This is a genomic window from Streptomyces sp. BL1, assembly GCF_057628045.1.
On record NZ_JBXYWZ010000002.1, the window covers coordinates 3,821,884 to 3,834,074 of the forward strand.

Consider the following 12,191-nt stretch of genomic DNA (forward strand, 5'->3'; position numbering starts at 1 on the left):
AGCAGCCGTCAGCAGCCGTCAGGGGGCCCGGAGTTGCCCGGAGGGCCGGGGCGCTCCGGGCCGGGGCGCTCGTGGCCGGGCCCCTCGCGGGGGTGCCCCTCGCGAGGCCGCGTGTCGCGGCCGACCTGCGCCTTCATACGCTGCGACAGCGCGGTGGCGGCCGCCGTCAGGAAGACCAGGTTGAAGACGATCTGGAGGATCGCGACGAGCCGCGCCCCCTGCCCCTTGGGGGCCACGTCCCCGAAGCCGACCGTCGCGAGCGTGACGAGCGTGAAGTACAGCGCGTCCAGCCGGGTGCGCAGCCCTTCGAACCCGCCGGGCTGCCGCGCCAGCGCGAGATAGGCGGTGGAGAAGACCAGCACGGTCACGCACATGAGGAGCGCGATGGCGAGACCCGGCCGGGTGCCGGGCCGGTCGAGCAGCACGTCCCTGACGTACTTCAGCAGCGAGAAGCCGAGCACGACGAGCGTCGCGAAGAACACCGTCCAGCTCAGTACGGGCCGTTGGGGCCCGAAGACACCGAGCGGCACCAGCGCGTACGCCGCGACCAGCACGCCCACCGCCCCACCGAACACCGCCCACACCACGGCCGGCTCCCGCGCCCACGTCTCGCGCCTCACACGTGCCGCGGCCACACGCCCACCCCGCCCCCGCCGAGCGATCCCACTGCCTCACCCATCCCCCCATCATGAGCGCCCCACCCCGGCCCGGCCCCGCTCCGACGCGCACCGTCCACCATCCCTCAGCCGACCGGCCCGCCGGTTTCCCCTGTACCGGCAGGCCGGTAGAAGAAACGGGGAGCTCTCCCCGTTTTCACGACAGGACTCTACCCCCGGCAACGGCGCGGCAACACCGTTGCCGGAGGGGCGGATCGGGTCAGTCCGTGACGTGGCAACCCGGGCGCCGCAGCCACATGGCCACCCCCGGCCGCATCGTTGCGGCGGCATAACAAAACGCCACCACCATGCACAGAGTTGCGAGTTTCTGCCGCACTCTTGGCGGTGTATCTGCGCATATGGAGGGCTAGTGGTGTCCTACAGGTTCAATCCGCCCCCATCCTGGCCTCAGCCACCGCAAGGATGGGAACCACCTCCCGGCTGGCAGCCGGACCCTTCCTGGCCCGCGCCCCCACCTGGATGGCAGCTCTGGATACCCGCGGACACCCCGGACGGCTACGGGGCTGCCGCCGTACCCGTCGACGAGCCCCGCGCACCGGGACACGACGCACCCCCGCATTCCCCGGAGCGGCAGGAGAACGCATCGGGTGGGGTCTTCGGGCGCCGCCGTAAACAGGCGGAGGCGGAAGCCGAACGGCTCAAGGAGGAATTGCTGAGCGCGCAGGCCGCCCGCTCTCAGCAGGCTGCCGAATGCGCAGCTCTGCACCAGCAACTGGCACACATCCAGGGCAAGGACGCGGCAGATCTGGTCGTGGAGACCGAGCGTCTGCGCGCCGAATTCGCCCGCCTCGACGAACTGTTGCTCGCCAAGTGCGAGAACGCCTCCGCGCAGCTCCAGCAGGATCTCGCCCATGAACAGCAGCGTCTCGAGGAACTGACCGGCCGGATCACCGGACTGGAGGCGCAGTCGGAACAAGCCGGTCAGAACCTGCGCCGGCTGCACGCCCAGGTGGTGAGCACCGAGGAAGCCGCGATGCTCCAGGAAGCCGGGATCTACGAATACCGGCACCCCCTGGCGGACGCCGTCGCGTACAAGGCCGAGCTGGAGAGCCTCAAGGACCGGGTCAAGGCGCTGGCCCGGGGGAACGGAGCCGTCCAGGCGGCCACGGACTGGCACGTCAACGGGTCTCTCTCCGAGGGGCGCAAGATGGTCCGCGACTTTTCGAAACTGATGCTGCGCGCCTACAACTCCGAGGCCGACAACGCGATACGGACGATGCGCCCGCACCGATTGAGCTCGATGATCGACCGGCTGGAGAAATCACGGCAGACCATCGCCCGGCTCGGGGCGACGATGCACATCCGTATCAGCGACGAGTACCACCGGCTGCGCGTCCGCGAACTGGAATTGACCGCCGACCACCTGGCCAAGCAGGAAGAAGAGAAGGAACGCCGACGCGAGCTCCGGGAGCAGCAGCGGGAAGAGGAGCGGCTGCAACGGGAGCTCGAGCGTGAGCGGTCACGTCTCGACAAGGAACGCCGCCACTACGAGGCGGCACTCGCGCGGCTGGCCGCGTCCGGCACCAGTGACGCCGGAGCCGCGGAAATGCAGCAGAAGCTGGACGAGATCCAGGCGGCCATGGCCTCGGTCGACGCCAGGGAAGCCAACATCCGCGCCGGGTACGTCTACGTCATCTCCAACGTCGGGGCCTTCGGCGAGCGCATGGTCAAAATCGGCATGACGCGGCGGCTGGAGCCCATGGACCGGGTGAACGAACTGGGCGATGCCTCCGTCCCGTTCCGCTTCGACGTACACGCCCTGATCTTCAGCGAAGACGCCGTCGGGCTCGAACGCAGCCTGCACCAGGAGTTCGAGGGCCGCAGGGTGAACCGGGTCAACCGGCGACGGGAGTTCTTCTACGTGAGCCCGTCGGATGTCCGAGCCGCTCTGCAGCGCGTTGCCGGGCAGCATCTGCTGGAGTTCCGCGAGGACTTCGAAGCCCCGGAATGGCGCGCGAGTGCGACCGGTGACCACACGGCCGCTGCTCACGGGTCTTGAGCAGCGCACCGGGCCCGCCCCGGCCCCAGCACAGGAAGTACCGGGGCCGGGACCTCGTGGAACGGATCGAGTCAGTCCGTGACGTGGAGGACGAGCTTGCCCGTGCTGCGGGAGGTGGCGATGCGGCGGTGGGCCTCGGGGGCCTGGTCCAGGGGGAGTACGGCCTCGACCTCGACGCTCACGTCGCCCGCGTCGATGAGGGCGGCGATGCGGTCGAGGGCCGGGGCGTCGGGTTCCACGAGGAAGCCGGTGGCGCGGAGGCCGGACTCCTCGGCGCGCCGCAGGAGTTCGGGCGCGACGCCCGACGGTACGGCGATCAGCAGGCCGCCCGGGCGGAGCACGGAGAGGGAGCGGGTGCTGGTCTCGTCGTGCTCGTCGCCGACCAGGTCGAGGACGACGTCGACGTCGCGCACCGCGTCCTCGAAGCGCGCCGAGCGGTAGTCGATCAGCTCGTCGGCGCCGAGCTTGGTGAGCCAGTCGTGCTTGGCGGCGCTCGCCGTGCCGATGACGTACGCGCCGAGCTGCTTGGCGAACTGCACGGCCAGGTGGCCGACTCCGCCGGCCGCGGCGTGGATCAGGACCCGCTGGCCGGGCCGGATGTCGGCGGTGTCGACGAGGGCCTGCCAGGCGGTGAGCGCCGCGAGCGGTACGGCCGCCGCCTCGTCGTGGGTGAGGGAGGCGGGCTTGCGGGCGAACTGCCGGGAGGGGGCGGTCACATACTCGGCGTACGCGCCGGCCTCGCGGGGGAACCACGGCATCGCGTACACCTCGTCGCCCGGCGCCAGCGTGGTGACGCCGAACCCGGCCTCCTCGACGACGCCCGACACGTCCCAGCCGAGGACGAACGGCGGGTCGCCCAGCACGCCCGCCATGCCGCCGCCCGAACGCGACTTGTGGTCAACGGGGTTGACGCCCGCGGCGTGCACCCGCACCAGCACCTCGGTGGGCAGCGGCGCGGGCTTCCGCACCTGCGCCTCGTACAGCACCTCGGGGCCGCCGAGGGAATCCTGGGTGATCGCTCGCATCGTCGGGTCGGACATCGCTAGCCTCCGCGCTGCTGTCGTACGTAAAGATCATCGTCGCTCTGCACGGATACGCACGGTTTCGTGCGTCTCCGCGCCGATGCTCGCAGACTACGGCGACGGCATGATCGGACCCCGGGGCGGCACACGGCGCCGCCCGTTCCGACGTGGAGGAGCCCCGATGACCGAGGACCATGAGCAGCGCGAAGCGAAGCCCCGGGCCCGGGAGGCGGGGGTGCCGCTCGACGGGAGGCCGGGGCCGTACAACGCGCTGACCGACGTGCCCGGTGTGGAGGTCGGTGTCACCACGCTGGTCGAGGGGGAGGCCGTCCGTACGGGTGTCACTGCCGTACTCCCGCGCGGGCGGGGCGGGTTCGACGTGCCGTGCGCCGCGGCCGTGCACTCGCTGAACGGCAACGGGGAGATGACCGGCAGCCACTGGCTGCACGAGACGGGGTCCCTCACCCTGCCCGTACTGATCACCAACACGCACGCGGTCGGCACCTGCCACCGCGGCACCGTGGAGTGGGCGGCGCGGGAACGCCCCGGCCGGAACAAGTGGCTGCTGCCCGTCGTCGCCGAGACCTGGGACGGCTGGCTCAACGACATCAACGCGGACTCCGTGCGCAAGGAGCACGCCGTCGCGGCGATCGACGCGGCGCGCGGCGGGCCCGTCCCGGAGGGCTCCGTCGGCGGCGGCACCGGCATGAACTGCTATGCGTTCAAGGGCGGTACGGGCACCTCGTCCCGCGTCGTGCCGTACGGGCAGGACAGCTGGACGGTGGGCGCCCTCGTCCAGGCCAACTTCGGGTCGCGGCGCGAACTGACCGTCGCGGGCGTGCCGTTGGGCCGCGACCTGGCCGACGACAATCCGATGGAGGAGCCCGCGGCGAGCGCGCCGCCCGGCGCCGGCTCCGTCATCGTCGTCATCGGCACCGACGCGCCGCTGCTGCCCGGCCAGTGCGCCGCGCTGGCCCGCCGGGTGCCGCTGGGCCTGGCCCGTACCGGCACCGCGGGCTCGCACTTCTCCGGCGACATCTTCCTGGCCTTCTCCACCGCCAACCCCTCCGCGCTGAGCAGCGAGTTCCCCGGAACGCCGGGGAACGAGGAGGCGGTGTACGAGGAGCTGCGCTTCATCCCCTGGGGCCGTCTCGACCCGTTCTTCGAAGCGGTGGTGCAGGCCGTCGAGGAGGCCGTGCTCAACTCCCTGTGGGTGAACGCCCCGATGACGGGCCGCGCGGGCCACCGCACCCCCGCCCTCCCCACGGCCCGCGCCGCCGAACTCCTCACCCGGCGCGGGTGACACGGAACCGGAATCCCTCCAACGGGGAGCCGTACCGGGGGCAGCCTGTCGACTAGGCTCGGCAGCGTGACGCAAGAGCAGGCCGGTGAGGGCACGTACACCGTCCTGGCGGTCGCCTCGTCCGCCGGCGGTATTCACGGGCTGCGCACGCTGCTGCGCGGACTCCCCGTGAATCTGCCCGTCCCCGTGCTGATCGTGCAGCACCTGGACCCGAAGCACCGGACGCTCCTCCACGAGGTCCTGTCCCGCTCGACGGACCTGCCGGTCAAGCTCGCGGTGGCCGGGGAGCGCCCCGTACCGGGCACCGTGTATCTCGCGCCGCCCGACCGCCATCTCCTCGTCGGCAACGGCGGGGAGAGCGGCGACAGCGGGACCAGCGGGGAGGGCGGGGGCGGCGGGGAGCTGGTCCTCTCCGACGCCGACCCGGTGCACTTCCTGCGCCCGGCCGCGGATCTGCTCTTCGAGTCGGTCGCCGAGCGGTACGGGCCGCACGCTCTCGTGTGCGTCCTGACCGGTTCCGGTTCCGACGGCGCGAAAGGGGTGACCGCCGTCAGCGCGCAGGGCGGCACGGTCATCGTGCAGGACCCGGCGACATCGGAGTTCAAGGGAATGCCGGAGGCAGCGAAGGCGACCGGAGCGGCCGGATTCGTGCTGCCCCTGGAGGACATCGCCGCCACCGTACGCGGACTCGTCGAAGCCAAGAGGACCCCATGAACGCGGAACAGGACCACGGCGAGACGGACGAAGGGCTGGAGGATCTGCTCCATTTCCTCCGGGACGCGCGCGGCTTCGACTTCACCGGCTACAAGCGCTCCTCGCTGGGGCGGCGGATCCGGAAACAGATGTCCGACGTCGGCGTGACCTCGTACGCGGACTACCGCGACCGGCTGGAGGCCGACGCGGACGAGTTCAACGCGCTCTTCAACAACATCCTCATCAACGTCACCTCCTTCTTCCGGGACCCCGACGCCTGGAACCACGTCCAGCGCGAGGTGGTCCCCGAGATCCTCTCCCGCACCGGCGAGGACGACGAGATCCGGGTGTGGAGCGCGGGCTGCTCCAGCGGCGAGGAGCCGTTCTCGCTCGCCATCATCTTCGCCGAGGCGCTGGGCATCGAGGAGTGTCTGCGGCGGGTCAAGGTGTACGCCACGGACGTCGACGAGGAGGCGCTGCGCGACGCCCGTTCGGGCCTCTACACCGCGAAGGCGCTGGAGCCGCTGTCGGCGGAGCTCCGCGACCGGTACTTCGAACACAACGGCGCACAGCACAGCTTCCACCCGGAGCTCCGCCGGCGGGTGATCTTCGGCCGGCACGACATCACCCGGGACGCCCCCATCTCCCGGCTCGATCTGCTGGTGTGCCGGAACACCCTGATGTACTTCAACGTCGAGGCGCAGACGCAGATCGTCGACCGTTTCCACTTCGCGCTGCGCGAGGAGGGCTTCCTCTTCCTCGGCAAGGCGGAGATGCTGCTGAACGACTCGGACCGGTTCGACGTGGCGAGCATGCGGCAGCGCGTCTTCCGCCGCCGCCCCGGCAGCGCGGGCATGCCGCACCAGCCGTCCCCGATGAAGGTCAGGCACGGTACGGCCACGGAACAGCCCTCGCTGGCCCGCAGCCGTCAGCTGCGCGACATGGTCCTCGACGCCATTCCGGCCTCGTCGGTGACGGTCGACACCGAGGGCGTCGTGGTGCTGATCAACGGCCAGGCGAAGATCCAGTTCAGCCTGAACTCGCACGATGTCGGCCGCCCCTTCCAGGACCTGGAGATCTCCTACCGTCCCGTCGAACTGCGGTCGTTGATCGAGCAGGTGACACACGAGCGGCGGACGCTCCGCGTGAACGGGGCGGAGCGGCGCACGGGCGAGGAGACCCAGTATTTCGACATCCTCATCCAGCCCCTCCTGGAGCCGAACGGCACCCTCTCCGCCACCAACATCACCTTCACCGACGTGACCGTGCCCACCCAGCTGAAGTCCGAGGTGAAGCGCGTACGCGAGGACCTGGAGACCGCCTACGAGGAACTCCAGTCCACCAACGAGGAACTGGAGACCACCAACGAGGAACTCCAGTCCAGCATCGAGGAACTGGAAACGACCAACGAGGAACTCCAGTCCACCAACGAAGAGCTGGAGACCACCAACGAGGAACTCCAGTCGGGGAACGAGGAACTGGAGACGATGAACGAGGAGATGCGCACCCGCACCGAGGAGCTCGACGAGACGCGGGCCTTCCTGGAAGGCGTGGTGAGCAGCATCGCGGCCGGAGTGGTGGTCCTGGACACGCAGTTGAGCGTGAAGAGCTGGAACCGGGGCGCGGCCGACATGTGGGGCCTGCGCGCGGACGAGGTGCTGAACGAGCCGTTCTTCTCCCTCGACTTCGGCCTGCCCACAGAGTCGCTGCAGCCCGCTGTACGCGAGTGCCTGAAGACCGGAAACCGCTCGGACCCGGTCAGCATCCCCGCCACGAACCGCATCGGCAGGGCGGTGGACTGCGGAGTCACCTGCTCCCCGTTCGACGGGCACAACGGCGGCGTGGTCCTGCTGATGGAGGAGACGCGACCGGACGAGGACGCCAACTCCGGGCGTACGGTTGGTTCATGAACGACGCCGAGGGTGAGGCCGGTGACAGCCTCGCGGCCACGGCCTGGCGACGGGCCGCGCTGGCCCGCGAACGGGCGGCACGGGCCCGGGCGAACGCCGAACGGTACGAACACCTCGCCGCGCGCGACGCCCGCTCCCCGCTGTACGCCCACACCGCCGAGATCCACCGGCGGACGGAGGCCTGCCACGAGTCCTCGGCACAGCTCCAGGAGTCCTACGCCCGCCGCATCGCGGACGGGGCGGACAGCCGCCGCACCTCCCACCTCTTCATGAGCGGTGTCGCCGAGGCGTGCGAGGCGGACAGCGTCGCCCTCACCCTCGTCGACACCGGCCATCAGCAGCTCGCCGTCGCCTCCTCGGACAGCTTCGCGTGCCGTGCGCAGGAGCTCGAATTCCTGCTGGACGAGGGGCCCGCCAAGGATGCGGCCGTGCAGCGCCGTACGGTCGTCGCCGCCGGTCCGCAGCTGGCGGACCGGTGGCCGGTCTACGGACCGGCAGTGGCCGCCCTGCACATCAACGAAGTGGTCGCCGCGCCGCTGCAGACGACGGGCACCTGCCTGGGCGCCCTCTCCGTCTTCGACCCACGGCCGGGCCGGGCGAGGGAAGGACAGCTCACCGGGGTCGTCGAGGCACTGATGCAGATCATGTGCCTGGCCCCCGACGCCGATCCGGACCTGTACGGGGGCCTGAACCATCTGGCCGCCGTACAGCAGGCTGTCGGCATTCTGTCGGTCCAGGCAAGATGTCATGTCAACGACGCCCTGTCCCTCATCAAGGCCCGGGCCTTCACCGACGACCTCCCGATCGAAGCCATTGCCGAAGGAATCGTGCGCGGGGACCTGAAACTCGCCTAGGAGATGCCGGATGGGCCCAAAGGAACAACGCATCGCCGACGCCCTGGTGGAACTGGCCGGCGGCGCGACGGCGGGCTCCCACGACGTGCCCGGCCTGCTGGAGCTGCTCGCCTCGTGGAGCGACGAACTCCTCGGAGCGCCCTCGGCCGCCGTGGCCCCCGCCTCGGACGCCCCGCACTCCTCGCACGTCGCGGGATCCCGGCCCCCGGTGGCCCGGCTGGAACTCGCCGCCGTCGGCTGGGGCGAGGGGCCGGCCCACGACTGCCGGCGCGACGGCTCCCCGCTCGCCGCCTCGGCGCTGACCGGCGAGGAGGCCGACGCGCGCTGGCCCCGCTACTCGCGGGCGGCGGCGGAACTCGGCTACACCCGGGCAGCCGCCCGTCCGCTGCGGGCGGGGGACACGACCCGCGGGGCGCTCGTCCTGCTGGGCACCACGCCGACGGAGCTGTCGCCCGAAGTGCTGGCGCTGGCCTCGTCGTTGGCCGACGTGGCGGCGATCGCACTGGAACAGAAGGACACGCGGAACGGCGCGGAGATCCGGGTGGCACAGCTGGAGGGCGCGCTGTCCAGCCGGGTCGTCATCGAGCAGGCCAAGGGAATCATCGCGACCCGCACGTCGGTGTCCATGGAGGAGGCGTTCACCGCCCTGCGCGGGTACGCGCGCCGGCACGGCAGGCCGCTGTCCGAGGTGGCCCGGGAAGTCGTCGACGGCGGCACCGACGTGACGAAACCGGCCCCTTGACCGTCGGCGCGGGGACGCGGGACACACCCTGCAGAGGCGTGCCCCGCGCCCGCGGCCGTCGGTCTACGTGAGGGCTTCGGCCAGCCGGGCCGCCGAGGTGCCGAGGCCCGTCGGACGGAGCGGGGCGCCGGACTGGGCGGGGAGCTCAGGGACGGAGTTGTGCCGGAGGCAGTCGGACTCCTTGTAGCGGTGGCAGTCCCGGTGCCAGGTGGCGATGCCGGCGATCCAGTACTCCAGGTCCCGTACGTACGTGCCGAGCGCGGCCCTCACCTCGTCGCCGAGCTTCTCCTCCCGGATCAGCACCGGCAGTTCGTGGTCGATGACGTGCCGGAACTGGGCCATCCGCGAGTTCATCAGATCGCCCGTGATGGCGAGACCCGCCGGATAGTCGACGTCGAAGAAGTTCTGCACGACCAGCACGCAGTTGTGCACCTCCCCCTCGAACTCGACCTCCTTCTGGTACGAGAAGACGTCGTTGAGCAGGCAGGCGTAGTCCGTGGCGGCGTTCTCCAGCGCCTGCACGGGGCCGCTGCGGTACACCTCCGACGGGATCGCGTCGCCCAGCGCCAGCCGGGACAGGCTGAACGTGAGCGACGAACCGAAGGTGAGGCGCCGCATCTCGATGTAGTCGACGGGGTCCGGAACGCGGTTCTGCGCCTGGTTGTTGAGCTCCCACAGCCAGCTGTCCAGCATGACGACGATGGCCGCGCGGAACGTCTCGCGCGACGCCAGGGGCATCGGGCCCGCCGTGCGGCACCACAGGTCGGCCAGTGACCGCTCCAGCGCGTTGACCGGCTCGGGCGCCGCCGCCGGATCCTCGACCGGCATGCACAGCTTCAGCCGCTCCGTGCAGGCCTTCGCCCCGGCGAGATCCCGCGGCCTGCCGAACACGACGGGGTAGTAGTCGTCGCCGTACGTCCCCCACGCCAGCCACTGCGACGTGATGTCCAACGCGTCGGCGTCCGCCTCCGGATGGATGCCCGCGGCGCACAGCGGCAGGTCGTAGTCGACGAGCTTCGCCTCGGTCCACACCCCGGAGTGCGGCAGGCCGGGCTGCGGCTGGAGGATGCCCATCCGGTGCGCCCACTCGACGACGTTCCGCCGGGCGCTCTCCAGATGCGGGCTGAACCGCTCGGCGAACGGGAAGTCCACGTCCGGCATCCGCGACGGGCCCACGTGCCGATGCGGAACATGCGTGTGCGTACGGGCGCGGGCCGACTCGGCGCGGCCCGTGGTCAGTTGGACGTTCGCCGCGGACGTGCCCAGCGCCGCGCCCAGGCCGAACAGCGGCGTCCCCGGCACGGCCGCGGACGGCACGGACCGGGCGGCGAAGCCGTTCTGGTAGCGGTTGGACTGCAGATGCCACTCCAGGCCGCCGGCCTGCCAGTCCTGCAGCCCCTTCACATACTTCAGCACCGCCGCGCTCTCGTCCGGGCCGAGCCCGAACTCCGCGAACAGCGGGGTGAGTTCCGTCAGCGCGGTGTTCTCGAACTGCTGGAGGCGGGACGTCGTCAGGTCGTTGACCGCGTCGGCCGCCTCCTGCGTGGAGCACTCCAGGAAGGTCTCCAGGACGAGCACGCCGTTGCTCAGCTCGCCCTCGTCCTCGACCTCCTTCTGGTACGAGAACAGGTCGTTCCGCAGGTGCACCGCGTCCGAGAAGCTGTCCCGCAGGACCAGCAGCGGCCGCGACCGCGCGACCCTGTCCGGCACTTCGGCCCGCTCCGAATACTCCACGAGCCCCGCGGACCACGGCGCCCCGCCGACCTTGCGGCGCATCTCGATGTACTCGACGGGGTTGGAGACGCGGTGCGCGTCGATGTTGGACAGCTCCCACAGCGACTCGTACAGCAGCGCCTCGGTGCTCTCCTTGAAGCGCGCCCGCCAGCCGACCGTCATCGCCGGCACCGTACGCGCCCACAGCTCGGCCAGCCCGGCCTCGACAGGGTTGACCGGCTCGGGAGTTCCCTCCGCCGGGTCGAGTGGCATGAACTGCGGCAGCCGGTCCAGATAGGCCTTGCCGCCGTCCCGGTCCAGGGTGCGCTTGAAGAGCTCCAGGAAGTGGTCGTCGAAGAAGAAGACCCACACATACCAGTCGGTGATCAGCGACAGGTCGGGTCCCGACGCGTCGGGGTGGGTGTACGCGCAGAGCAGCGCGTAGTCGTGGGCGTCGAGGTCGGCCTCGTCCCACACCCCCGACCCTTCGAGCATGCCCATCTCGCGGGCCCACTCCTTCGAATGCGCCCGCGCCCCCTCCAGATGGGGATTGAGCCGTGCGGGATACGGCGTGTAGAAGTCGGGCAGTTCAAACGGCTGTGACACGGGCTCCCCGGTCTCTCCTCGATACTCCCGGCACGCATACCAGGCGCCCGGTCGCCCCCAGCTCTACCCCACGGACCGGCGAACATCCGGCCGAACCCACCGCTCACACGAAAGGATGAACTGAGAAGCGGCGGGCCCGTTCCGGGAACTCAGCCGCTCACCGCGGGCGCCTTAGCGGCCCGTACGGACACGCCCAAGTCCTCTAGCGTGGACAGCAGTTCACCGGGCCGGGACGTCCCGATCAGATACGTGCCGCCGTACGCGGTGGTCAGCTCGACGCACGTCCCCGCGTGCACCATCAGCACTCTGCGGCCGGGCCCCGCCGAGCGCAGCCCGCGCCCGCCGCTCCTGCGGAAGGTGTGCACCTCCGACGCGCACGCGCCGCTGATCGCGGCCACGGGCAGCACCTTGCGGTACACCGGCGTCAGCATCAGCACGACGGCCCCGTTCCGCACCCGGACCCGCATCTCCATGCCGAAGCCGAGCACCAGCAGCACGGCGCTCGCCACGGCGAGCCCCGCCCAGGACGGCTCGTACGTACGGGTCTCCCCGATCCACACGCAGAAGGCCACGCCCACCATGCTGCCCACCATCGCGGTGAGATCCAGCGCACGCGGCAGCCGCTGCCGTTCGTAGAACATCACGCCCCCTGCGGTCCGGCTCCTGCGAACG

10 protein-coding genes are annotated in these 12,191 nt (G+C 70.8%); 6 read left to right on the forward strand and 4 right to left on the reverse strand.

Translation table 11 applies throughout. The features are described 5' to 3' along the window. Positions 1–8: 8 nt before the first annotated feature. Positions 9–635 carry a potassium channel family protein gene (locus AC3AGO_RS16855; RefSeq protein WP_487821028.1) on the reverse strand — a complete coding sequence of 209 codons (627 nt, stop codon included), beginning with the start codon at positions 633–635 and terminating at the stop codon, positions 9–11. 691 nt (positions 636–1,326) lie between these two features. On the opposite strand from AC3AGO_RS16855, the gene AC3AGO_RS16860 reads away from it, so the two are divergent. Beyond that, positions 1,327–2,676: an SNIPE associated domain-containing protein gene (locus AC3AGO_RS16860; RefSeq protein WP_487821029.1), complete on the forward strand. Its 1,350-nt coding sequence runs from the start codon at positions 1,327–1,329 to the stop codon at positions 2,674–2,676. A 71-nt stretch (positions 2,677–2,747) separates the two neighbouring features. Here AC3AGO_RS16860 and AC3AGO_RS16865 read toward each other — a convergent pair whose 3' ends face one another. Beyond that, the gene (locus tag AC3AGO_RS16865; protein ID WP_487821030.1) at positions 2,748–3,716 is read right to left on the reverse strand and encodes an NADP-dependent oxidoreductase; all 969 of its coding nucleotides are present in this window, start codon (positions 3,714–3,716) and stop codon (positions 2,748–2,750) included. Positions 3,717–3,879: 163 nt separating this feature from the next. Between AC3AGO_RS16865 and AC3AGO_RS16870 the strand changes: the two genes are divergently transcribed. The 5 genes from AC3AGO_RS16870 to AC3AGO_RS16890 all read left to right on the forward strand — a co-directional run bounded on the left by AC3AGO_RS16870 (position 3,880) and on the right by AC3AGO_RS16890 (position 9,200). Next, complete coding sequence (locus AC3AGO_RS16870; RefSeq protein WP_487821031.1) at positions 3,880–5,001, forward strand: DmpA family aminopeptidase; 1,122 nt, start codon at positions 3,880–3,882, stop codon at positions 4,999–5,001. 66 nt (positions 5,002–5,067) lie between these two features. Next, positions 5,068–5,715 carry a chemotaxis protein CheB gene (locus tag AC3AGO_RS16875; protein WP_487821032.1) on the forward strand — a complete coding sequence of 216 codons (648 nt, stop codon included), beginning with the start codon at positions 5,068–5,070 and terminating at the stop codon, positions 5,713–5,715. Next, entirely contained in the window at positions 5,712–7,604 is a 1,893-nt protein-coding gene (locus AC3AGO_RS16880; protein WP_487821033.1) for a CheR family methyltransferase, read from the forward strand. Before AC3AGO_RS16875 ends, AC3AGO_RS16880 begins: the two co-directional genes overlap by 4 nt. Next, the gene (locus AC3AGO_RS16885) at positions 7,601–8,458 is read left to right on the forward strand and encodes a GAF domain-containing protein (protein WP_487821034.1); all 858 of its coding nucleotides are present in this window, start codon (positions 7,601–7,603) and stop codon (positions 8,456–8,458) included. The genes AC3AGO_RS16880 and AC3AGO_RS16885 overlap by 4 nt, the downstream gene beginning before the upstream one ends. A 10-nt stretch (positions 8,459–8,468) precedes the next feature. Next, positions 8,469–9,200, forward strand: a complete 732-nt coding sequence (locus AC3AGO_RS16890) for a GAF and ANTAR domain-containing protein (protein WP_487821035.1) — start codon at positions 8,469–8,471, stop codon at positions 9,198–9,200. Between the two features lie 63 nt (positions 9,201–9,263). Here the strand turns inward: AC3AGO_RS16890 and AC3AGO_RS16895 are convergent, their stop codons facing one another. Together AC3AGO_RS16895 and AC3AGO_RS16900 are read right to left on the reverse strand one after the other, a co-directional pair. Then, on the reverse strand, positions 9,264–11,519 hold the full coding sequence (locus AC3AGO_RS16895; RefSeq protein WP_487821036.1) for a terpene synthase family protein: 2,256 nt from the start codon (positions 11,517–11,519) through the stop codon (positions 9,264–9,266). Between the two features lie 149 nt (positions 11,520–11,668). Then, a complete protein-coding gene (locus AC3AGO_RS16900) occupies positions 11,669–12,160 on the reverse strand; it encodes a hypothetical protein (RefSeq protein WP_487821037.1) in 492 nt (163 codons plus the stop codon). Between the last annotated feature and the right edge of the window lie 31 nt (positions 12,161–12,191).

What these genes read in the sequence shown, in the direction of transcription:
- AC3AGO_RS16900 (WP_487821037.1), bottom strand. Translation starts at nt 12,160, where the DNA reads ATGTTCTACGAACGGCAGCGGCTGCCGCGTGCGCTGGATCTCACCGCG.
- AC3AGO_RS16885 (WP_487821034.1), top strand. Translation starts at nt 7,601, where the DNA reads ATGAACGACGCCGAGGGTGAGGCCGGTGACAGCCTCGCGGCCACGGCC.
- AC3AGO_RS16865 (WP_487821030.1), bottom strand. Translation starts at nt 3,716, where the DNA reads ATGTCCGACCCGACGATGCGAGCGATCACCCAGGATTCCCTCGGCGGC.
- AC3AGO_RS16880 (WP_487821033.1), top strand. Translation starts at nt 5,712, where the DNA reads ATGAACGCGGAACAGGACCACGGCGAGACGGACGAAGGGCTGGAGGAT.
- AC3AGO_RS16870 (WP_487821031.1), top strand. Translation starts at nt 3,880, where the DNA reads ATGACCGAGGACCATGAGCAGCGCGAAGCGAAGCCCCGGGCCCGGGAG.
- AC3AGO_RS16890 (WP_487821035.1), top strand. Translation starts at nt 8,469, where the DNA reads ATGGGCCCAAAGGAACAACGCATCGCCGACGCCCTGGTGGAACTGGCC.